The following is a 20,818-nucleotide window of genomic DNA, read 5'->3' on the forward strand; positions in this document are numbered from 1 at the left end:
CAGCCGACGTAGCCGAAAAAAAGGGCCGTCCGCATCGCGGACGGCCCCAGGGGTCGGCTCTCAGTGGTTGCGCGGGAAGCCCAGGTCCACGCCCGTGGGGGCGTCGGCCGGGTCGGGCCAGCGGGTGGTGACGACCTTGCCTCGGGTGTAGAAGTGCGTGCCGTCGTTGCCGTAGATGTGGTGGTCGCCGAAGAGCGAGTCCTTCCAGCCACCGAAGCTGTGGTAGCCGACGGGGACCGGGATCGGGACGTTCACGCCGACCATGCCGGCCTCGATCTCCAGCTGGAAGCGGCGGGCGGCGCCGCCGTCGCGGGTGAAGATCGCGGTGCCGTTGCCGAACGGCGAGCTGTTGATCAGCGCCACGCCCTCGTCGTACGTCTCGACGCGCAGGACGCACAGGACCGGGCCGAAGATCTCGTCCTGGTACGCCTTCGCCGTCGTCGGCACCTTGTCGAGCAGCGAGATGCCGATCCAGTGGCCGTCCTCGAAGCCCTCGACCGTGTAGCCGGTGCCGTCGAGGACCACCTCGGCGCCCTCGGCCGCCGCGCCGGTGACGTAGGAGGCCACCTTGTCGCGGTGGACCTTGGTGATCAGCGGGCCCATCTCGGAGGTGGGGTCGTTGCCGGGGCCGATCTTGATCTTCTCGGCGCGCTCGCGGATCTTCGCCACCAGCTCGTCGCCGATGGAACCGACCGCGACCACGGCCGAGATGGCCATGCAGCGCTCGCCCGCCGAGCCGTAGGCCGCGCTCACGGCCGCGTCGGCCGCCGCGTCCAGGTCGGCGTCGGGGAGGACCAGCATGTGGTTCTTGGCGCCGCCCAGGGCCTGGACGCGCTTGTGGTTCGCGGCGGCCGTGGTGTGGATGTGGCGGGCGATGGGCGTCGAACCGACGAAGGAGACCGCCTTCACGTCCGGGTGCTCAAGGAGGCGGTCGACCGCCACCTTGTCGCCGTTGACGACGTTGAAGACGCCGTCCGGGAGGCCCGCCTCCGCGAGCAGTTCGGCGATCTTCAGGGACGCCGACGGGTCCTTCTCGGAGGGCTTCAGGACGAAGGTGTTGCCGGTCGCGATGGCGAGCGGGAACATCCACATCGGCACCATGGCCGGGAAGTTGAACGGCGTGATGCCGGCGACGACACCCAGCGGCTGGCGGATCGACGACACGTCCACCCGCGAGGCGACCTCGGTCGACAGCTCGCCCTTGAGCTGCACGGTGATCCCGCACGCCAGGTCGACGATCTCCAGGCCGCGCGCGACCTCGCCCAGCGCGTCGCTGTGCACCTTGCCGTGCTCGGCGGTGATCAGCTCGGCGATCGCGTCACGGTTGGCGTCCAGCAGCGCGCGGAACTTGAAGAGGATCGTGGTGCGCTTGGCGAGCGAGGAGGTGCCCCAGGTCGCGTAGGCGTCCTTGGCGGCGGCGACCGCCGCGTCCACCTCCTCGACCGACGCGAACGCGACGTTCGTGGTGACCGCGCCGGTCGCCGGGTCGGTGACCGGCCCGTAATTGCCCGACGCGCCTTCGACGGACTTGCCGCCGATCCAGTGGTTGACGATCTTCGTCATGCCCAGTTGCTCCTTCACAGATGGCGGCGTCGGGTGGAGACGTGCCGTTCGTACAGCTCACGTGCCTTGACCGCGGACGCGCGGGTCGCGGTCTCGGCCACAGGAACATCCCACCAGGCCTGCGCCGGAGGCGCGCCCGACACTGTGTCTGCGGTTTGCGTCTCGACGTAGACACATGTGGGAGTGTCGGCGGCCCGGGCCTCGGCGAGCGCCGTCCGCAGGTCCGCCACGGTCTTGGCGCGCAGGACGCGCATGCCCAGGCTGGCCACGTTGGCGGCGAGGTCCACGGGCAGCGGGGCGCCGGTGAAGGTGCCGTCGTCCGACGGGTAGCGGTAGGCGGTGCCGAAGCGCTCGCCGCCCACCGACTCCGACAGGCCGCCGATGGACGCGTACCCGTGGTTCTGTATGAGGAGCAGCTTGATCGCGACGCCCTCCTGCACGGCGGTCACGATCTCGGTCGGCATCATCAGGTACGTGCCGTCGCCGACCAGCGCCCAGACGTTGCGGTCGGGGGCGGCCAGCTTGACGCCGATCGCGGCCGGGATCTCGTAGCCCATGCAGGAGTAGCCGTACTCCAGGTGGTACTGGTCCCGGGAGCGGGTGCGCCACATCTTGTGTAGGTCGCCGGGGAGCGAGCCGGCCGCGTTGATGATCACGTCGGTCTCGTCGACGAGGGCGTCGAGGGCGCCGATGACCTGCGGCTGGGTGGGCCGTATGTCCGGCTCCTCGGCCTCGTAGCAGGCGTCGATCCGCTGCTCCCAGCGCTCCTTGTCCTCGGTGTACTCGGCGGCGTAGGAGTCGGTGACGCGGTGGTCGTGGAGTTCCAGGGCCTGAGTGAGTTCCGTCAGGCCGGAGCGGGCGTCCGCGATCAGGGGGGTGCCGGCGAGCTTGTGGCCGTCGAAGGGCGCGATGTTGAGGTTGAGGAAGCGGACGCCGTCGCCTGCGAAGAGGGTGCCGGAGCCGGTGGTGAAGTCGGTGTAGCGGGTGCCGACGCCGATCACCAGGTCGGCGGTGCGGGCGAGTTCGTCGGCGGTCGCCGTGCCGGTGTGGCCGATGCCGCCGACGTCCTGCGGGTGGTCCCAGCGCAGGGAGCCCTTGCCGGCCTGGGTGGAGGCGACCGGAATGCGGGTGGCTTCCGCGAACTCCGCGAGCGCCTCCTCGGCGTGGCTGTGGTGCACTCCGCCGCCGGCGATGACGAGCGAGCGGCGGGCGGTCCTGATCAGCCGTACGGCTTCGGCGAGTTCGGCCGGGTCGGCGCCCGGACGGCGTACCGCCCAGGTGCGTTCGGCGAAGAACTCGTCCGGCCAGTCGTAGGCCTCGGCCTGAACGTCCTGCGGGAGAGCGAGAGTTACCGCGCCCGTCTCCACCGGGTCGGTCAGCACGCGCATCGCCTGCAGGGCCGCCGGGATCAGCTGCTCGGGGCGGTTGATCCGGTCGAAGTAGCGCGACACCGGGCGCAGGCTGTCGTTGACCGACACATCGCCCGCGTACGGGACTTCGAGCTGCTGGAGGACCGGGTCGGCGGGGCGGGCCGCGAAGACGTCGCCGGGCAGCAACAGGACCGGGAGGTGGTTGATCGTGGCGAGGGCGGCGCCGGTGACCAGGTTGGTCGCGCCCGGGCCGATCGACGTCGTCACCGCGTGCGTGGAGAGGCGGCCCGACTGGCGCGCGTAGCCGACTGCCGCGTGCACCATGGCCTGTTCGTTGCGGCCCTGGTGGTACGGCATGTCGTCGGCGTACTCGACGAGTGCCTGGCCGATGCCGGCCACGTTGCCGTGGCCGAAGATGCCCCAGGTCGCGCCGATCAGCCGCTGCCGGGTGCCGTCCCGCTCGGTGAACTGGGCGGCCAGGAACCGCACCAGTGCCTGCGCGACCGTGAGCCTCGTCGTCGAGGTCATCGGTAACCCTCCGTGTGCTCGGGGTGGAAGCAGATCCGCCACTCCCGCGTCCGGCCCGGACCCGCCATGACATTGAGGTAGTACATGTCGTGGCCGGGCTGGGCGATGGACGGGCCGTGCCATCCATCGGGGACGAGGACGGCGTCGCCGGAGCGGACCTCCGCGAGGACGTCGGATCCGCCCTCACGGGAGGGAGATACGCGCTGATAGCCGAACCCGTTCGGGCCGTCGATCTCGAAGTAGTAGATCTCCTCCAACTCGGCTTCCACACCGGGCCGGTGCTCGTCGTGCTTGTGCGGCGGGAAGGACGACCAGTTGCCGCCCGGGGTGATCACCTCGACGGCGATCAGCTTGTCGCAGTCGAAGGCGTCGGCGGAGGCGAAGTTGCGGACCAGCCGCGTGTACCTGCCGTCGCCGCGTTCTTCGACGGGGACCTCCGGCGCGGGGCCGTAGCGGGCGGGGAGTCGTCGCTCGCACTTCGCTCCTGCCAGGGCGAAGCGGCCTCCCGCGCCGGAGGCGATCTGGACCTGGGCGTCCCGGGGTACGTACGCGAAGTCCGAGACGGACGCGAACACGCTTTCCCTGCCCAGGAGTTGGAACACATCGGTACCCATTTGCACCGTACATCCGCCCTGCAGCGGAAGCACGATCCACTCACTGTCACCGGTGGTGAAGGTGTGCGTACCACCGGCGCCCAACTCGACGATCCGCAGCCCGCTGTACTCCCAGCCGGCCCGCTTGGGGTCGATGTCGAACACATAGTTGGCGTCGGCGGTGGAGCCGCGCGGAATGTACAGCCTGTTGCCGGTCATACGGCCCTCACAGCAGTCCTACGGCGGTGTCCACGGCGGCGGCCACGTCTCCGTCCGCCGGATACAGCAGCGAACGGCCCACCACCAGGCCTCGCACGGTGGGGAGTTGGAGGGCGCCGCGCCACTTCTCGTAGGCGCCGTCCTGATCGTCGCCGACCTCGCCGCCGAGCAGCACGGCGGGCAGCGTCGACGTCTCCATGACCTCGGCCATGTCGTCGGGGTTCTCGGTGACCGGGAGCTTGAGCCAGGTGTAGGCCGAAGTGCCGCCCAGGCCCGAGGAGATGGCGATGGACCTGATGACGGCCTCGGCGCTCAGGTCGTTCTTCAGCCTGCCCTCGTCGGTGCGGCGGCTCATGAACGGCTCGACGAACAGCGGGAGTCGGCGCGCGGCCATGTCGTCGATCGCGCGGGCGGTGGACTCCAGGGTGGTGAGCGAGCCCGGGTCGTCGTAGTCGATGCGCAGGAGCAGCTTGCCGGCGTCGAAGCCGAGCCGCTCGATGTCCTCGGCGCGGTGGCCGGTGAAGCGGTCGTCGAGTTCGAAGCTGGCGCCCTGGAGACCGCCGCGGTTCATCGAGCCCATGACGACCTTGTCGTCCAGGGCGCCGAGCAGCAGCAGGTCGTCGAGGATGTCGGCGGTGGCGAGGACGCCGTCGACGCCGGGGCGGGAGAGCGCCAGGCAGAGGCGCTCCAGCAGGTCGGCGCGGTTGGCCATGGCGAGCTTGCGGTCGCCGACACCGAGGGCGCCGCGGGCCGGGTGGTCGGCGGCGACGATCATCAGGCGGCCGGAGTCGCCGAGCAGCGGGCGGCGGACGCGGCGGGCCGCGGCCTCCGCGACGGCCTCGGGGTGGTGGGCGCGGAGCCGGACGAGTTCGGCGACGTCCACGCGCGCGCGTGCGACGCCGTCCCCGCCGCCGTGCTGGGTGCCCGCGACGCGTCCCGCCCTCACAGCACCGCTCCGGCCTTGAGGGCGGCGTCGATCTCGTCGGTGGTCGGCATCGCGGAGGAGCATTCCAGGCGGGAGGCGACGATCGCGCCGGCCGCGTTGGCGTGCCGCATGATCGTCTCCAGGTCCCAGCCCTCCAGCAGGCCGTGGCAGAGGGTGCCGCCGAACGCGTCACCGGCGCCGAGACCGTTGAGGACGGTGACCGGGAGGGGTGGCACCTCGGCCGACTCGCCCTTGCGGTTCACGGCTAGGACGCCCTTGGGCCCCTGCTTGACGACCGCCAGTTCGACACCGGCGTCCAGCAAGGCCTGGGCGGCCGCCTGCGGTTCGCGCACTCCGGTGGCGACCTCCACCTCGTCGAGGTTGCCGACCGCGACGGTGGTGTGGCGCAGGGCCTCCTGGTAGAAGGGGCGGGCCGAGGCCGGGTCCTTCCAGAACATGGGGCGCCAGTCCAGGTCGAAGACCGTCGTACCCGCCTTGGCCCGGTGGGCCAGCGCCGCCAGCGTCGCCGTACGGCTCGGCTCCTCGCTCAGGCCGGTGCCGGTGACCCAGAAGACGCGGGCGTCGCGGATGGCGTCGAGGTCGAGGTCGTGGGCGTCGATCTCCAGGTCGGGGGCCTTGGGCTGCCGGTAGAAGTACAGCGGGAAGTCGTCCGGCGGGAAGATCTCGCAGAAGGTGACCGGGGTGGGCAGGCCGGGGACCGGAGTGACCCAGCGGTCGTCCACGCCGAAGCCCTGGAGGGCCTCGTTCAGGTAGGCGCCGAAGGGGTCGTCGCCGGTGCGGGTGATCACCGCGGAGTTCCGGCCGAGCCGGGCGGCGGCGACCGCGACGTTCGACGCCGAACCGCCGAGGAACTTGCCGAAGGTCGTCACCTGCGGGAGTGGAACGCCGGTCTGCAGCGGATACAGATCGACACCGATCCGTCCCATGGTGATGAGGTCGTACGCCATCGGCTTCCCTTCGTCACGGCTCTCCCCCGGTTTGTAGCCCCGGGAGCGGAGCGCTGTCAATGTTTTGTCCGGACATTCGGACGAGAGGTTGACAGCGCTTGCCGTGCGCCTACCGATCCGCCGGGTTCGGCACCCGTGTCAACGCGCCGCGCCCGTGAGCCCGCGTGCGCCTTTGCTGCACTCGTGTCACAAACGCCCCCTCTGTGTCACACATGTCGCGTGTACGCGGGTTATCCGTCACACCCCGCGCACAGGCACTGCCCTGCCATCACTCTGCGTCGTTCACCGGGCACAGGCTTTGTGATCGCCAGCGCAGCGCCCGGCTCCCCCGACGGCCGTTCCCGGCCGCCCCCGCGGTGCGCGCAGGGAGGTGCGTTTCATGACCGACCGACGGCTGTGGTCGTACAAGGAGATCGCCGCACACATCAAGGTGCAGCCGGACACCGTGCGGTCCTACCGCAAGCACGGGCTGCTGCCCCCGCCCGACCACGTCGAGGGCGGCAAGCCCTACTGGTACGCCGACACGGTCCGCACCTGGGTCGCCGCCCGGCCCGGCAACCGCAGTCGCAGAGACGACTGAGCCGAGCCGGAGTCGGTCAGAGGCGGTCGGAAAAAATAGCTGTGCCCCGCCTGGTCGGTGGGGCACAGTCGTCCCCGTGAACGACTTCCCGATGGGCGACTTCTCCCTGCACGACTTCTCCGTCAAACCCGCGCTGACCGGCGACAAGGTCGTACTGCGGCCCGTCACCGCGGGCGACGCGGACGGCATCTGGGAGATCGTCCAGGATCCCGAGGTCGTCCGGTTCACCTTCGAGCCCTCCACCGAACTCACCCCGGAACACCTGCGCTCCTGGTACGGCTCCCGGGCCGACGCCCCCGACCGGCTGGATCTCGCCGTCACCGACCCCGGCACCGGCGAACTCCTCGGCGAGGTCGTGCTGTACGAGTGGGATCCGGCCTCGCGCAGCTGCACGTTCCGCACGCTGATCGGACCCCGGGGGCGCGGCCGGGGCGTCGGCACCGAGGCCACCCGCCTCATCGTCGGCCACGGCTTCGAACAACTCGGCCTGCATCGCATCGAGTTGGAGGTGTACGGCCACAACCACCGGGCCCCGCGCGTCTACGAGAAGGTCGGCTTCGTGGTCGAGGGTGTGCGCCGGGAGGCCTCGCTGCGGGACGGCGAGTGGGTCGACGCGATCCTCATGGGCCTCCTCGACCGCGACTGGGCCGCCCTCAACGGCCCCGACAACGGGCCCGGCAAGGGCCCTGCCGACGGCCTCAACGCCCTCGGCTCCACGGCTCGATGACCGTGACGCCCGCTCCCGGCGCCGTGCCCATCGAGGCCAACGCGTCCGGAGTGGCGTCCAGCGTGATCGTGGACGTGACCAGGAGGTCGGGGCGCAGGGCTCCGGCGCGGACCAGCTCCAGCATCGGCGGGTAGGTGTGCGCGGCCATGCCGTGGCTGCCGAGGAGTTCGAGCTCCAGGGCGATCGCGCGGGCCATGGGGACGGGGGTCGTGCCGTCGGCCGACGGGAGCAGGCCGACCTGGATGTGCCGGCCGCGGCGGCGCAGGCCGTTCACCGAGGCGGCGCAGGTGACCAGCGAGCCCAGGGCGTCGAGCGACAGATGGGCTCCCCCGCCGGTCAGTTCGCGGATCGCGGCGGCCGGGTCGGTGGTGCGCCCGGCGTCCACACACTCCGCCGCGCCGAACTTCCGCGCCAGGTCCAACGCCCCCGGCGACACATCGACGGCCACCACCCGCGCCCCCGCGGCCGCCGCGATCATCACCGCGGACAGCCCCACTCCCCCGCAACCGTGCACGACGACCCACTCCCCCGCCGCCACCCTGCCCTGCTGCACCACCGCCCGGAACGCCGTGGCGAACCGGCAGCCGAGCGAGGCCGCGGTGGCGAACGACATCTCGTCGGGTACGGCGACCAGGTTCACGTCGGCGTGGTCCAGCGCCACGTACTCGGCGAACGAACCCCAGTGCGTGAACCCGGGCTGGGTCTGCCGCTCGCAGACCTGCTGGTCGCCGGCCGCGCATGCTCCGCAGGTTCCGCAGGCGCACACGAAGGGGACGGTGACGCGGTCGCCGGGGTGCCAGTCGTGCACCCCGGCGCCGATCTCCTCGACCACTCCGGCGAGTTCGTGGCCCGGCACGTGGGGCAGGGTGATGTCCGGGTCGTGGCCCTGCCAGCCGTGCCAGTCGCTTCGGCAGAGGCCGGTGGCCTCTACCCGTACGACCACTCCGTGGTCTGCCGGGCGGGGGGCTGGTACGTCGCGTACTTCGGCGGGCTCACCGAAGTGCTCGAATACCACCGCTCTCATGTGGACTCCCATCGCCGTCGCGGTCTGCGGGTACGTCGTGGCTGGTCGCCCCGTCCCCCGCGCCCCTGGCGGGGCGCTCATGACCACCCTCGCTCAGACCGAACCGCTGATGGAAGCGCCGCAACGGGCCCGGTGCCCACCAGGTCGCCTTCCCCGTCAGCCGCATGACCGCCGGTACCAGCAGGCTTCGCACGATCATCGCGTCCATAAGGACGGCCAGGGCGATGCCGAGGCCCAGCATCTTGGTGTTGGTCACGCGGGAGGTGCCGATGGCGACCATGACGACCGCCAGGATGACCGCCGCCGCCGTGATCAGGCCGCCCGTGCGCTGCAGTCCGTGCCGCACCGCCCCGTTGTGGTCGCCCGTCCTGTCGTACTCCTCCTTGATGCGGGAGAGCAGGAAGACGCCGTAGTCCATGGAGAGACCGAAGGCCACGCAGAACATCAGGACCGGCAGGGTCGTCTCTATGGAGCCGGGGCTGGTGAAGCCGAGCAGGCCGGAGAGGTGGCCGTCCTGGAAGACCCAGACCACCGCGCCGAACATGGCCGACAGACTGAGCGCGTTGAGCACCACCGCCTGGATCGGTATCAGCACGCTGCCGGTGAGCAGGAAGACCAGGAACAGGGTGACGACCGCGATGAAGCCGGCCGCCCAGGGCAGGCGCTCCCCTATCGCGTGCTTGGAGTCGACCAGGACGGCCGCGGTGCCGGTCACCTTGGTGTCGAAGGGGGCGTCCGTGGCACGCAGGTCGTGCACCAGGCGCTGTGCGTCGTCACCGACCGCCTCGCCCTTCGGCGTCACGGTGAAGTACGCCGAGTCGCCCTTCACCAACGGGCCGTCGACACGCACCACTTCGGACAGCGCGGCCACCCGGTCCTTGTACGCGGTGTACTGCGCCGGGGTCGCCTTCCCCTCGGCGAGGACTTCGAGGCCGCCGCCGGGGCTGCCCGGGAAGCCGTCCCGGATGTGCTGCTGCACGATGTGCGACTCGGACGTGGAGGGCAGCTGGCGGTCGTCCGCCGTGCCGAACTTGACGCCCAGGAAAGGGAGTCCGAGCAGGACGAGCACGGCCGTGGTGCCCAGGGCGAAGAACGGGGCTCGGCGCATGACGAGCGTCGCCAGGCGCGCCCAGGCCTTGCCCTTCTCACCGGGAGCCCCGAAGGCGGAGGTGCCCGAGGTCTCAGCGGCAGCAGACCTGGACCGGCCCCGGCGGAACAGCCGGCGCAAGTCCAAGGCGTCGACCCGGTGGCCCAGCAGGATCAGGGCAGCCGGAAGCAGGATCAGGGCAGCCGCCGCGGCCAGCAGCACCACCGCGATGCCGGCGTAGGCGAAGGAGCGCAGGAAGTACTGCGGGAAGACCAGCATCGCCGCCAGTGAGACCGCGACCGTGAGGGCCGAGAAGAGGACGGTCCGGCCGGCCGTGCGCAGGGTGGTGCCCACGGCCTGCAACGGCTCGGCGCCGCCGGACAGTTCCTCTCGGAAGCGGCGGACGATGAACAACGCGTAGTCGACGGCCAGTCCGAGGCCCAGGGCCGTGGTGAGGTTGATCGCGAAGACGGAGACGTCGGTGAGTTCGGTGAGTCCGCGCAGTACCGCGTTCGTACCGAGGATCGCGACGATGCCGATGCCGAGCGGGAGCAGGGCGGCGACGGCGCTGCCGAAGACCATCACCAGCAGGACGAGCGTCACCGGCAGGGCGATCAGCTCGGCGCGGGCCAGGTCCTCCTTGATGATCGTCTGCATCTCGTGCCGGACCGCGACGATGCCGCCGATCTTCACCTCCACCGGGCCGTGCGTGCCCCGGAAGTGGGGCGCCATGCGGTCGAGGGTGTCGCTCATCGTGCTCTCGTCGCCGGTGATGCGGGCGGCGATCAGCGCCTCGTGGCCGTCCTTCGCGCGCAGGGACGGTGCCGTCGCGGCGTCGGCCTGCCAGTAGGAGCCGACGCCCGTCACGCCCGGCTCGGCGGCCAGGCGGGCGGTGAGGTTCCGGGCCTCGGCGGCGACCGCGGAGTCGTCGACGTCGGCGCTGCCCGAGTCGACCAGGAGCAGGAAGTTGGGCTGGGAGTCCGGGAACTCGCGCTCCAGGGCCTTGGTCGCGTACGTGGACTGGGCGTCCGGGTCCTCCCAGCCACCGCTGCCGAGACGGTCGGCGACCCCGCTGCCCGCCACGACGGCGAGCGCGGTGATCACCAGGGCCACCAGCAGCGACAGCCGTGGCCGGGCGGTAACGAAGCGGGTCCAGCCGCCGAGCCTCGGCGGCTTGTTGACTTCGGTCATCGTGCGGTGTCCCCTTCACCGTGGAAAACCCGTGGAAGCCATAGACTGGCAAACACGAGAGATCGCTCGCGTTTCTCCAGAATGCGAGCGACCACTCGCGTTTGTCAATGGCGTTCGGAGACTTGGGGATAACGCGTGCCCGACACCTCGCGGAACGAGCAGCACGAGCAGGCCGGAGAGAACGGAAAGGCCGGACAGGCAGAGCAGGTCGGACCCACCGGGCAGGCCGAGGAGGCCGCGCGGGCCGACCAGCCGCGCCGTCGCCAGGCCCGCGGTGAGCGCCGTATCGCCCAGCTCCTCGAAGCCGCCGCCACCGTCTTCTCCACCGCCGGCTACACGGCCGCCAGCACCAACGCCATCGCCCGCGAGGCCGGCGTCTCCCCGGGCACGCTCTACCAGTTCTTCCCGAACAAGGAAGCGATCGCGATCGAGCTGGGCCAGCGGCTCATGCACGAGATGCGGGAGACGTACGGCGAGGCGCTCGGCCCGGTCGATCCCGGGAGCACGCTGGAGGAGGTCGTGGGCGCCGCCGTGGACCGGTTCGTCGCCTTCAACTGCGAGCACCCGGTGTTCTTCTCGCTGCTGCACGGCCCGGACGTCCCCGGCCGGCTCGACGAGGAGCACGACGCGCTGCACGCGGCGCTGACCGGCCGGATAGAGACACTGATCGCGAGTCTCCTGCCCGAGGCGCCCGCCACCGACGTCACGCGCACCGCGCAGGTCTGCCTCGGCACGTACAAGGCGGGTCTCGAACTGGTCCTCTCGCGCGAGGGCGCCGAGCGGGACGCCTACGTCCAGGAGATCAAGAACGTCCTGACCCGCTACCTGGAGCCCCTGGTCGGCGACCGCCTCGGCCGGGCCGCCGCCGCCACGACGACCGGCCCGTAGCCCACCCAGCCCAGCGCGTCCGGCCCGGCCGCGACGCCCGGCGGGATCGCGAGGACGGCGAGCGGCACCGGCGGCCCCGGCCGATCCGGTGCGCCGGCGGCGGCGCGAGCACCTCGATGGACCTGTTCAGGGACGGCGTCCCGGACTGCGGCACGGCGCGCGGCTACCTAAAGTGCGGACAAAACGGCCGTACGCCGCCGACCCGTGCCCGAGCCATCGCCTGAGGGGACCCGCCGTGACCCACTCGACGCCGCCGCCCGACGCCTCCCGGGCCCGCATCCCCGGACCGCAGCAACCGCCACCGACGTACCCCCAGATCCGGACGGGACTGTGGAAGCGGTGCCTGTGGGGCGGGCTCGCGCTGTGGGTGCTGACCGTGCTGGTCACGTACGCGACGAAGAACACGACGCTGCTGCCGACCCTGATCCTGCTCGGCAGCTTCCTGGTGCCGGTCACCTTCGTGCTGTGGGCGTACGAGCGGCACGGCCGTGACCTGGGCGTCAGCGTGATCCTCGGCTGTTTCCTGACCGGCGGCACGCTCGGGGTGCTGGGCGCCTCGGTGATGGAGTACTACCTGCTGCACCCCTCCTTCTGGATGTTCGTCGGCGTCGGGCTGATCGAGGAGGCGGCGAAGCTGGGCGCGCTGATGTTCGTGCTGCGCCGGCAGGTCCGGATCCGCGGGATGCGGTCGGGGCTCGTGCTCGGCGCGACCGTCGGCTTCGGCTTCGCGGCCCTGGAGAGCGCCGGGTACGCCTTCAACGCGGCCGTCTCCACGCAGGGCATCGATCTGCGCGCCCTGCTGGAGACCGAGATCCTGCGCGGGGTGCTGGCCCCCTTCGGGCACGGTCTGTGGACGGCGATCGCGGGCGGTGTCCTGCTCTCCTACCGTCGCCCGAACGGGCGCTTCCAGTTCATCGGCCCGGTGCTCGGCGCGTACCTCGGCGTCTCCCTGCTGCACGCCCTGTGGGACTCGACGCACGGGATCGCGATCTGGCTGGTGGCCCGGCTGGCCGGCACCGGAGTGGACCGGCAGCTCTTCGCCCAGGGGTACATTCCGCGGCCGACCGAGCAGCAGGAGCACCTTTTCACGTTGTTCTCGGTGGGCGGGATGGTGCTGGTGTCGCTGCTCGGCATCGCCTGGGCGCGGTCGTTGTCCCGCCGCGACCCCTCTTGGAGAAATACCCCCTAGGGGTATAGTGTGAGGAGCGAAAGGCCCCCCGTGGGCCTCCTCGACCCCACACGCCTCGATGAGGAGTAACGACATGACCGCCCACACCGACACCCCGGGAACCGTCACCACCGTCTACAAGGTGACCGGGATGAGCTGCGGACACTGCGAGGGCTCCGTCTCCGGCGAGATCTCCGGACTCCCCGGTGTCACCTCGGTGAAGGCCGTCGCCTCGACCGGTGAGGTCACCGTCGTCTCCGAGAGCCCGCTGGACGAGGCCGCGGTGCGCGCCGCGGTCGACGAGGCCGGTTTCGAGCTCGCCGGCCAGGTCTGAAACAGCACTCGCACCACAGTTCTGCTCTCCGACCGGGCCGTGCCGACCAGCTGATACTGGCTCCGTACGGCCTGGTCCGATGTCTGGAGTCCGGACATGACCAGTACCACCGCAGAGACACCCATGGCGGCGGCCCCCGAAGCGGCCGACGTCGAGCTGCTCATCGGCGGGATGACCTGCGCCTCCTGCGCGGCCCGCGTCGAGAAGAAGCTCAACCGCATGGACGGCGTCACCGCCACGGTGAACTACGCGACGGAGAAGGCCAAGGTCAGCTACCCCGCGGGCATCCAGGTCGCCGACCTGATCGCCACCGTGGTGAAGACCGGGTACACGGCCGAGGAACCGGCCCCGCCGGTGACCTCGACACCCGAGGACACGGCCGACGAGGATCCCGAACTCGCCGCCTACCGCGAGCGGTTCACCGTCTCCGCCCTGCTCGCGGTCCCGGTGATCCTGCTGTCGATGGTCCCGGCCCTGCAGTTCGACAACTGGCAGTGGCTGGCGCTCACCCTCGCCGCGCCCGTGGTCGTCTGGGGCGGACTGCCGTTCCACAAGGCCGCGTTCACCAACGCCCGGCACGGCGCCGCCACCATGGACACCCTGGTCTCGGTCGGCACGCTGGCCGCGTTCGGCTGGTCGGTGTGGGCGCTGTTCTGGGGCGACGCGGGCATGACCGGCATGCACGACGAGTTCCGCCTCACCGTCTCGCGCATGGACGGCGCCTCCACGATCTACCTCGAAGTCGCCGCCGGAGTGGTCGCGTTCATCCTGCTGGGCCGCTATCTGGAGGCCCGCTCCAAGCGGCGGGCGGGCGCGGCGCTCAGGGCGCTGATGGAGCTGGGCGCGAAGGACGTGTCGGTGCTGCGCGGCGGGCGCGAGGTCCGCGTTCCGGTGGCCCAACTGGCCGTCGGCGACCGCTTCGTCGTACGCCCCGGGGAGAAGATCGCCACCGACGGCACCGTCGTCGAGGGCGCGTCCGCGGTGGACGCGGCCATGCTGACCGGCGAGTCGGTGCCGGTGGACGTGCAGGCCGGCTCGGCCGTCACCGGCGTGACCGTGAACGCTGGCGGGCGCCTGGTCGTCGAGGCCACCCGGGTCGGCGCGGACACGCAGCTCGCGCGGATGGCGAAGCTGGTGGAGGACGCGCAGAACGGCAAGGCGGAGGTGCAGCGCCTGGCCGACCGCATCTCGGCGGTGTTCGTACCCGTCGTCATCGTCATCGCGCTCGGCACCTTCGGGGTGTGGCTCGGCGTCACCGGTGACACGGTCGCCGCGTTCACGGCGGCCGTGGCGGTGCTGATCATCGCCTGCCCGTGCGCGCTGGGCCTGGCCACGCCGACCGCGCTGCTGGTCGGCACGGGGCGTGGCGCGCAGCTCGGCATCCTCATCAAGGGCCCGGAGGTCCTGGAGTCCACGCGCCGCGTCGACACCGTCGTCCTGGACAAGACCGGAACGGTCACCACCGGCCGCATGACCCTTCAGGAGGTCTACGTCGCCGACGGCGCCGACGAGGGCGAGGTGCTGCGGCTCGCGGGCGCCGTCGAGCACGCCTCCGAGCACCCGGTCGCCCGGGCGATCGCCGTGGGCGCCGCGGAGCGGACCGGACGGCTGCCGGAGGTCGAGGAGTTCGCCAACGTGCCCGGTCGGGGCGTACGCGGGCGGGTGGCGGGCCATGAGGTGGCCGTGGGCCGGCTCGCCGAGTACACCGCGGATCTTCCGCCGGAGCTGGCCCGCGCCAAGGACGCGGCCGAGCGGGGCGGTCGTACGGCCGTCGTGGTCGGTTGGGACGGGGTGGCACGCGGTGTCCTCGCCGTCGCCGACGCGGTCAAGGAGACCAGCGCCGAGGCGGTGCGCGAGCTGCGCGCGCTGGGGCTCACGCCGGTGCTGCTGACCGGGGACAACCGGGCGGTGACCGAGGCGGTCGCGCACGAGGTCGGCATCGAGCAGGTGATCGCGGAGGTGCTGCCCGAGGACAAGGTCGACGCGGTACGCCGGCTGCAGCGCGAGGGGCGGACCGTGGCCATGGTCGGTGACGGAGTCAACGATGCGGCGGCGCTCGCGACGGCCGATCTGGGCCTGGCGATGGGTACGGGCACGGACGCGGCGATCGAGGCGAGCGATCTGACCCTGGTGCGGGGTGATCTGCGGGTGGCCGCGGACGCGATCCGGCTGTCCAGGAGGACGCTGTCCACCATCAAGGGCAATCTGGTGTGGGCCTTCGGCTACAACGTGGCGGCGCTGCCGCTCGCCGCGGCCGGTCTGTTGAATCCGATGATCGCCGGGGCCGCTATGGCCTTTTCGTCCGTGTTCGTGGTGACCAACAGCCTTCGACTGCGGACGTTCCGCTGAACTGCCGCGAGGTTACCGGCGGTTAGGGGAAGTCGAAGTAAGAGTCCCCCTAGAGTCGGAGGCCAGCCTCACATAAGCTCTTCACAAGGCTCGCGCATCATCCTTACGCTTGAGCCCCGGTCGCAGTATCGGGGCTCTTGCGCATCTAACGGACATTTGCAAGAGACGCAGATCACAGTGATGTGAACGTAACCATCGAAGGGGTTCGAAGGTCTAAGTTGACGATGTCAGACAGCGTCTTGGGGGGCGTTGACTGGCATCTGAGGATGTCTTGGGGGACTTCCTCAGAGATGCGTTGCCGGGGCACGTACATCGGGAAGCTTTGAGCGGCCGTCCCGAGCGTGCGCTGTCCCGGCAGATCGCACACCCAGTAGTACGACGAGTTCTGCTCGTTTTGCTCAAGCAGTACCGCAGCGATTCAGGCGCTGTTCTTCACAGACGCCCGGCCGGATCCCGTGGGGGGAATCCGCACCGGGACATGGGAAGGCGCCCTGTACGCCGGCCCGTGGGGGGACCGTCGGCAGGGCGCCTTCCGCTTTTTGCTGTGCGTTTTTGCCTGCTGTGCAGGTGAAGCGGCCGGTGACGGGGCGCCGATGACAGCACCCCCTCACCGGCAGGTGTCAGCGCTGTTCGACCGGGATGAAGTCCCGCTCCACGACGCCCGTGTAGATCTGGCGCGGGCGGCCGATGCGGGAGCCCGGCTCCTTGATCATCTCGTGCCACTGGGCGATCCAGCCCGGCAGGCGGCCGAGGGCGAACAGGACCGTGAACATCTCGGTCGGGAAGCCCATGGCCCGGTAGATCAGACCGGTGTAGAAGTCGACGTTCGGGTAGAGGCTGCGCGAGACGAAGTAGTCGTCGGAGAGCGCGTGCTCCTCCAGCTTGAGCGCGATGTCCAGCAGCTCGTCGGACTTGCCGAGGGCCGAGAGGACGTCGTGCGCGGCGGCCTTGATGATCTTGGCGCGCGGGTCGAAGTTCTTGTAGACCCGGTGGCCGAAGCCCATCAGACGGACGCCGTCCTCCTTGTTCTTCACCTTGCGGATGAAGGAGTCGACGTCGCCGCCGGAGGCCTGGATGCCCTCCAGCATCTCCAGCACGGACTGGTTGGCGCCGCCGTGCAGCGGGCCCCACAGCGCGTTGATACCGGCCGAGATGGAGGCGAACATGTTGGCCTGCGACGAGCCGACCAGACGCACCGTGGAGGTCGAACAGTTCTGCTCGTGGTCCGCGTGCAGGATCAGCAGCTTGTCGAGCGCGGCGACGACGACCGGGTCGAGGTCGTACTCCTGCGCCGGCACCGAGAACGTCATGCGCAGGAAGTTCTCGACGTAGCCGAGGTCGTTGCGCGGGTAGACGAACGGGTGGCCGATCGACTTCTTGTACGCGTAGGCCGCGATCGTCGGAAGCTTGGCGAGCAGGCGGATCGTCGAGAGGTTGCGCTGCTTCTCGTCGAACGGGTTGTGGCTGTCCTGGTAGAAGGTGGACAGCGCGGAGACGACCGACGACAGCATGGCCATCGGGTGGGCGTCGCGCGGGAAGCCCTTGTAGAAGTTCTTGACGTCCTCGTGCAGCAGGGTGTGCTGCGTGATCTCGTTCTTGAACGAGGAGAGCTCGTCGACCGTCGGCAGCTCGCCGTTGATCAGCAGGTAGGCGACCTCCACGAAGGTCGAACGCTCGGCCAGCTGCTCGATCGGGTAGCCGCGGTAGCGGAGGATGCCCGCCTCGCCGTCGAGGTAGGTGATGGCGGATTTATAGGCGGCGGTGTTCCCGTAACCGCTGTCCAGCGTCACCAGACCGGTCTGGGCGCGGAGCTTCCCGATGTCGAAGCCCTTGTCGCCGACGGTGCTGTTGATCACCGGGTAGGTGTACTCGCCGTCGCCGTACCGCAGTACTACAGAGTTGTCGCTCACGTCTTCCCTCACCGACGTAGTGCCTCATCTTCGAGGTTGCCCTGACTGTCTCTACCATCCCCCAATTGGCTCAGGTGAGTGCACTCGGGGTCGACCATCGGGCCTATCGGCGGCACTGAGTGCCGCCAACTTTCTCATCCTGCCCGGTTCATCCCCGGACGGGAAGTGCTCTGTGACCTTCATGACTCATTTGATCGATCATTTTTCGAAATGAGCCTGAAATCGAGTGCCGTGCAGCGCCGGCCCGCCGACACCGTGCGCACCGCCTGGCCGATCGCCTTGCGCGAACCGACGAGCACCACCAGCTTCTTGGCCCGGGTGACCGCCGTGTAGAGCAGGTTCCGCTGGAGCATCATCCACGCGCCCGTGGTGACCGGGACGACCACGGCCGGATACTCGCTGCCCTGCGAGCGGTGGATGGTCACCGCGTACGCGTGCGCCAGTTCGTCCAGCTCGTCGAACTCGTACGGAACCTCCTCGTCCTCGTCGGTCAGCACCGTGAGGCGCTGGTCGACCGGGTCGAGTGAGGTGACAACGCCGACGGTGCCGTTGAAGACACCGTTCTTGCCCTTCTCGTAATTGTTGCGGATCTGGGTGACCTTGTCGCCGACGCGGAAGACCCGGCCGCCGAACCGCTTCTCCGCCAGGTCGGGGCGGCCGGGGGTGATCGCCTGCTGGAGCAGGCCGTTGAGGTTGCCCGCCCCCGCCGGTCCCCGGTGCATCGGCGCGAGCACCTGGATGTCCCGGCGCGGGTCGAGCCCGAACTTGGCCGGAATGCGACGGGCCGCCACGTCCACGGTGAGCCGGCCGGCCTCCTCCGTGTCGTCCTCGACGAAGAGGAAGAAGTCCTTCATGCCGTCGGTGACCGGGTGCTGCCCGGCGTTGATCCGGTGCGCGTTCGTCACCACGCCCGACTGCTGGGCCTGGCGGAACACGCGCGTGAGGCGCACGGCGGGGATCGGGCCGCCGTCGGCGAGCAGATCGCGCAGCACCTCGCCGGCGCCGACGCTGGGCAGCTGGTCGACGTCCCCGACGAAGAGCAGATGGGCGCCCGGCGGGACCGCCTTGACCAGCTTGTTGGCGAGCAGCAGGTCCAGCATCGAGGCCTCGTCGACCACCACCAGGTCGGCGTCCAGCGGGCGGTCCCGGTCGTAGGCCGCGTCACCGCCGGGCTTCAGCTCCAGGAGGCGGTGCACGGTGGACGCCTCGGTGCCGGTCAGCTCGGCCAGGCGCTTGGCGGCGCGGCCGGTCGGGGCGGCGAGGACGACCTTGGCCCGCCTGGCCCGGGCCAGCTCCACGATCGAGCGGACCGTGAAGGACTTGCCGCAGCCCGGGCCGCCGGTCAGCACGGCGACCTTCTTGGTCAGCGCCAGCTTGACGGCGGCCTCCTGCTCGGGCGCCAGCTCCGTGCCCGTACGCCCCTTCAGCCAGGTCAGCGCCTTGTCCCAGGCGACCTCCCGGAAGGCGGGCATCCGGTCCTCGTCGGTGCGCAGGAGGCGCAACAGCTGGGCGGAGAGGGACAGTTCGGCCCGGTGGAAGGGCACCAGGTACACGGCTGTGACGGGGTCCGCGCCGCCGTCGGCCGCCGGGACCTTCTCCCGTACGACACCGGGCTCCTCGCCGTCCTCCTGGGGCGCCGCGAGTTCGGCGAGGCACTCGATGACCAGGCCCGTGTCGACCTGGAGCAGCTTCACCGCGTCGGCGATCAGGCGCTCCTCGGGCAGATAGCAGTTGCCCTGGTCGGTCGCCTGGGACAGCGCGTACTGCAGGCCCGCCTTGACGCGCTCCGGGCTGTCGTGCGGGATGCCGACGGACTGGGCGATCTTGTCGGCGGTGAGGAAGCCGATGCCCCAGACGTCGGAGGCGAGCCGGTAGGGCTGGTTCTTCACGACGGAGATCGACGCGTCGCCGTACTTCTTGTAGATGCGCACGGCGATGGACGTGGACACCTCGACGGTCTGCAGGAAGAGCATGACCTCCTTGATCGCCTTCTGCTCCTCCCAGGCGTCGGCGATCTTCTTGGTGCGCTTGGGGCCGAGGCCGGGGACCTCGATGAGCCGCTTGGGCTCCTCCTCGATGATCGTCAGGGTGTCCAGACCGAAGTGCTGGGTGATGCGGTCGGCGAAGACGGGTCCGATGCCCTTGACCAGGCCGGAGCCGAGGTAGCGGCGGATGCCCTGGACGGTGGCCGGCAGGAGGGTCGTGTAGTTCTCGACGGTGAACTGCTTGCCGTACTGCGGATGGGACCCCCAACGGCCCTCCATCCGCAGGGACTCACCGACTTGGGCGCCGAGCAGCGCGCCGACGACGGTGAGCAGATCGCCGCCGCCGCGGCCGGTGTCGACGCGGGCGACCGTGTATCCGGTGTCCTCATTGGCGTAGGTGATCCGCTCCAGGACGCCTTCCAGGGTGGCGAGTCGGCGGTCGCCGGCCGGTGGAGCGGTTCCCGGGTTGTTGGGCATGATCCGACGGTACCGGGCGGGTGTGACAGCGGGCGGGGCTCAGCCCAGACCGCGATGGGCGGCCCACAACTCCCCGGCACGACTGGCGGCGTCGGCGACCAGAGCCGCCAGTTCGGGTGAGTCGGGGACAGAGAACGAGACATATCCGCCCCGACCACCACCGACCGGTCGACCGTAGGCCTTCACGGCGAGGCCCCCGTCGGGAAGAAGCCGGACGTTGAGCGTGGTCAGCTTGAACGCCTCACCACGTCGCGTGTCCGTCCAGCGGAGCGCCTCCGGAATCGTGACGTTGATCGCCAGTGCACTCACTTCCAGGTCGCCGCTCATGGACGGATGATCTCACCCGAGTCGCCGCCGACAATCGGGATGCGCCACCAAAGACGCGTCCCTAGGCTCTCGTTCATGTTCACGGACGAGGTACGACTGGAGCGCCTGCGAGCCGATCACGCCCCCGCGCTGCTCGCCTTCGAGCGCGCCAACCGCGCCTACTTCGCGCGGTACATCTCGGATCGTGGCGACGCGTTCTTCCTGGAGTTCGCCGCCGTCCTCGACGAGCGGCTCGCCGAACAGGACGCCGGGGTCTGCCACTTCCATGTGGTGGTCGACGAGCGGGGCGAGCTGATCGGCCGCGTCAATCTCGTGGACGTCGAGAAGGGCAGCGCCGATCTCGGCTACCGGATCGGGGAGCGCTCGGCGGGCCGGGGGGTCGCGACCGAGGCGGTGGCGCAGGTGTGCCGGCTGGCCGCCGGGACGTACGGGCTCACCGAGCTGATCGCAAGCACCGCGGTCGGGAACACGGGCTCCAGGACGGTCCTCGAACGGAACGGGTTCACGCTGGTGGGAGACCAGGTCGTGGCCGGGAAGCCCGGCGTGCGGTACCGGCGCCCGCTGGAGCGCGCCGAGGCGGCCGGTCCGGCCGACTGAGGATCTCC

At 70.4% G+C, this 20,818-nt stretch carries 17 protein-coding genes; 7 read left to right on the top strand and 10 right to left on the bottom strand.

The window, feature by feature from the left end; genetic code table 11:
* Nucleotides 1-60: 60 nt before the first annotated feature.
* Genes mmsA through iolC form a run of 5 tightly spaced genes read right to left on the bottom strand, consistent with a single transcriptional unit; the run spans nucleotide 61 to nucleotide 6,166 of the window.
* Nucleotides 61-1,563: a CoA-acylating methylmalonate-semialdehyde dehydrogenase gene (gene mmsA, locus M2283_RS15625; protein WP_280876798.1), complete on the bottom strand. Its 1,503-nt coding sequence runs from the start codon at nucleotides 1,561-1,563 to the stop codon at nucleotides 61-63.
* A gap of 14 nt (nucleotides 1,564-1,577) precedes the next feature.
* Entirely contained in the window at nucleotides 1,578-3,461 is a 1,884-nt protein-coding gene (gene iolD / locus M2283_RS15630) for a 3D-(3,5/4)-trihydroxycyclohexane-1,2-dione acylhydrolase (decyclizing) (RefSeq protein WP_280876799.1), read from the bottom strand.
* Complete coding sequence (gene iolB / locus M2283_RS15635; RefSeq protein ID WP_280876800.1) at nucleotides 3,458-4,273, bottom strand: 5-deoxy-glucuronate isomerase; 816 nt, start codon at nucleotides 4,271-4,273, stop codon at nucleotides 3,458-3,460. The genes iolD and iolB overlap by 4 nt, the downstream gene beginning before the upstream one ends.
* Nucleotides 4,274-4,280: 7 nt before the next feature.
* Entirely contained in the window at nucleotides 4,281-5,156 is an 876-nt protein-coding gene (locus M2283_RS15640; protein ID WP_432423087.1) for a Cgl0159 family (beta/alpha)8-fold protein, read from the bottom strand.
* Between the two features lie 59 nt (nucleotides 5,157-5,215).
* Nucleotides 5,216-6,166 (bottom strand): 5-dehydro-2-deoxygluconokinase, encoded by a 951-nt coding sequence (gene iolC / locus M2283_RS15645; protein ID WP_280876802.1) that lies wholly within the window; start codon nucleotides 6,164-6,166, stop codon nucleotides 5,216-5,218.
* Between the two features lie 379 nt (nucleotides 6,167-6,545).
* Here iolC and M2283_RS15650 point away from each other — a divergent pair, with 379 nt between their 5' ends.
* Nucleotides 6,546-6,746: a helix-turn-helix transcriptional regulator gene (locus M2283_RS15650; protein ID WP_280876803.1), complete on the top strand. Its 201-nt coding sequence runs from the start codon at nucleotides 6,546-6,548 to the stop codon at nucleotides 6,744-6,746.
* 91 nt (nucleotides 6,747-6,837) lie between these two features.
* On the top strand, nucleotides 6,838-7,473 hold the full coding sequence (locus M2283_RS15655; RefSeq protein WP_280876983.1) for a GNAT family N-acetyltransferase: 636 nt from the start codon (nucleotides 6,838-6,840) through the stop codon (nucleotides 7,471-7,473).
* Here the strand turns inward: M2283_RS15655 and M2283_RS15660 are convergent.
* Nucleotides 7,445-8,497: a zinc-dependent alcohol dehydrogenase family protein gene (locus M2283_RS15660; protein ID WP_280876804.1), complete on the bottom strand. Its 1,053-nt coding sequence runs from the start codon at nucleotides 8,495-8,497 to the stop codon at nucleotides 7,445-7,447. The genes M2283_RS15655 and M2283_RS15660 overlap by 29 nt on opposite strands.
* Nucleotides 8,466-10,775 carry an MMPL family transporter gene (locus M2283_RS15665; protein WP_280876805.1) on the bottom strand — a complete coding sequence of 770 codons (2,310 nt, stop codon included), beginning with the start codon at nucleotides 10,773-10,775 and terminating at the stop codon, nucleotides 8,466-8,468. The genes M2283_RS15660 and M2283_RS15665 overlap by 32 nt, the downstream gene beginning before the upstream one ends.
* 285 nt (nucleotides 10,776-11,060) lie before the next feature.
* Here M2283_RS15665 and M2283_RS15670 point away from each other — a divergent pair, with 285 nt between their 5' ends.
* The 4 genes from M2283_RS15670 to M2283_RS15685 all read left to right on the top strand — a co-directional run bounded on the left by M2283_RS15670 (nucleotide 11,061) and on the right by M2283_RS15685 (nucleotide 15,514).
* A complete protein-coding gene (locus M2283_RS15670; RefSeq protein ID WP_280876984.1) occupies nucleotides 11,061-11,663 on the top strand; it encodes a TetR/AcrR family transcriptional regulator in 603 nt (200 codons plus the stop codon).
* A gap of 235 nt (nucleotides 11,664-11,898) precedes the next feature.
* A complete protein-coding gene (locus tag M2283_RS15675) occupies nucleotides 11,899-12,852 on the top strand; it encodes a PrsW family intramembrane metalloprotease (RefSeq protein WP_280876806.1) in 954 nt (317 codons plus the stop codon).
* Between the two features lie 73 nt (nucleotides 12,853-12,925).
* Complete coding sequence (locus tag M2283_RS15680) at nucleotides 12,926-13,165, top strand: heavy-metal-associated domain-containing protein (protein WP_280876807.1); 240 nt, start codon at nucleotides 12,926-12,928, stop codon at nucleotides 13,163-13,165.
* Nucleotides 13,166-13,261: 96 nt separating this feature from the next.
* Nucleotides 13,262-15,514, top strand: a complete 2,253-nt coding sequence (locus M2283_RS15685) for a heavy metal translocating P-type ATPase (RefSeq protein ID WP_280876808.1) — start codon at nucleotides 13,262-13,264, stop codon at nucleotides 15,512-15,514.
* Nucleotides 15,515-16,134: 620 nt separating this feature from the next.
* On the opposite strand, the gene M2283_RS15690 is transcribed toward M2283_RS15685, so the two are convergent.
* The 3 genes from M2283_RS15690 to M2283_RS15700 form a co-directional block, all read right to left on the bottom strand.
* Nucleotides 16,135-17,424 (bottom strand): citrate synthase, encoded by a 1,290-nt coding sequence (locus tag M2283_RS15690; RefSeq protein WP_280876809.1) that lies wholly within the window; start codon nucleotides 17,422-17,424, stop codon nucleotides 16,135-16,137.
* A gap of 179 nt (nucleotides 17,425-17,603) precedes the next feature.
* The gene (gene recD2 / locus M2283_RS15695; RefSeq protein ID WP_280876810.1) at nucleotides 17,604-19,886 is read right to left on the bottom strand and encodes an SF1B family DNA helicase RecD2; all 2,283 of its coding nucleotides are present in this window, start codon (nucleotides 19,884-19,886) and stop codon (nucleotides 17,604-17,606) included.
* 39 nt (nucleotides 19,887-19,925) lie between these two features.
* Entirely contained in the window at nucleotides 19,926-20,213 is a 288-nt protein-coding gene (locus M2283_RS15700; RefSeq protein WP_280876811.1) for a hypothetical protein, read from the bottom strand.
* Nucleotides 20,214-20,288: 75 nt separating this feature from the next.
* Here M2283_RS15700 and M2283_RS15705 point away from each other — a divergent pair, with 75 nt between their 5' ends.
* Nucleotides 20,289-20,810 carry a GNAT family N-acetyltransferase gene (locus M2283_RS15705; RefSeq protein WP_280876812.1) on the top strand — a complete coding sequence of 174 codons (522 nt, stop codon included), beginning with the start codon at nucleotides 20,289-20,291 and terminating at the stop codon, nucleotides 20,808-20,810.
* Nucleotides 20,811-20,818 lie beyond the last annotated feature (8 nt).

Origin of the sequence: Streptomyces pseudovenezuelae, assembly GCF_029892565.1 — a bacterium.
Lineage (GTDB): Bacteria > Actinomycetota > Actinomycetes > Streptomycetales > Streptomycetaceae > Streptomyces > Streptomyces pseudovenezuelae_A.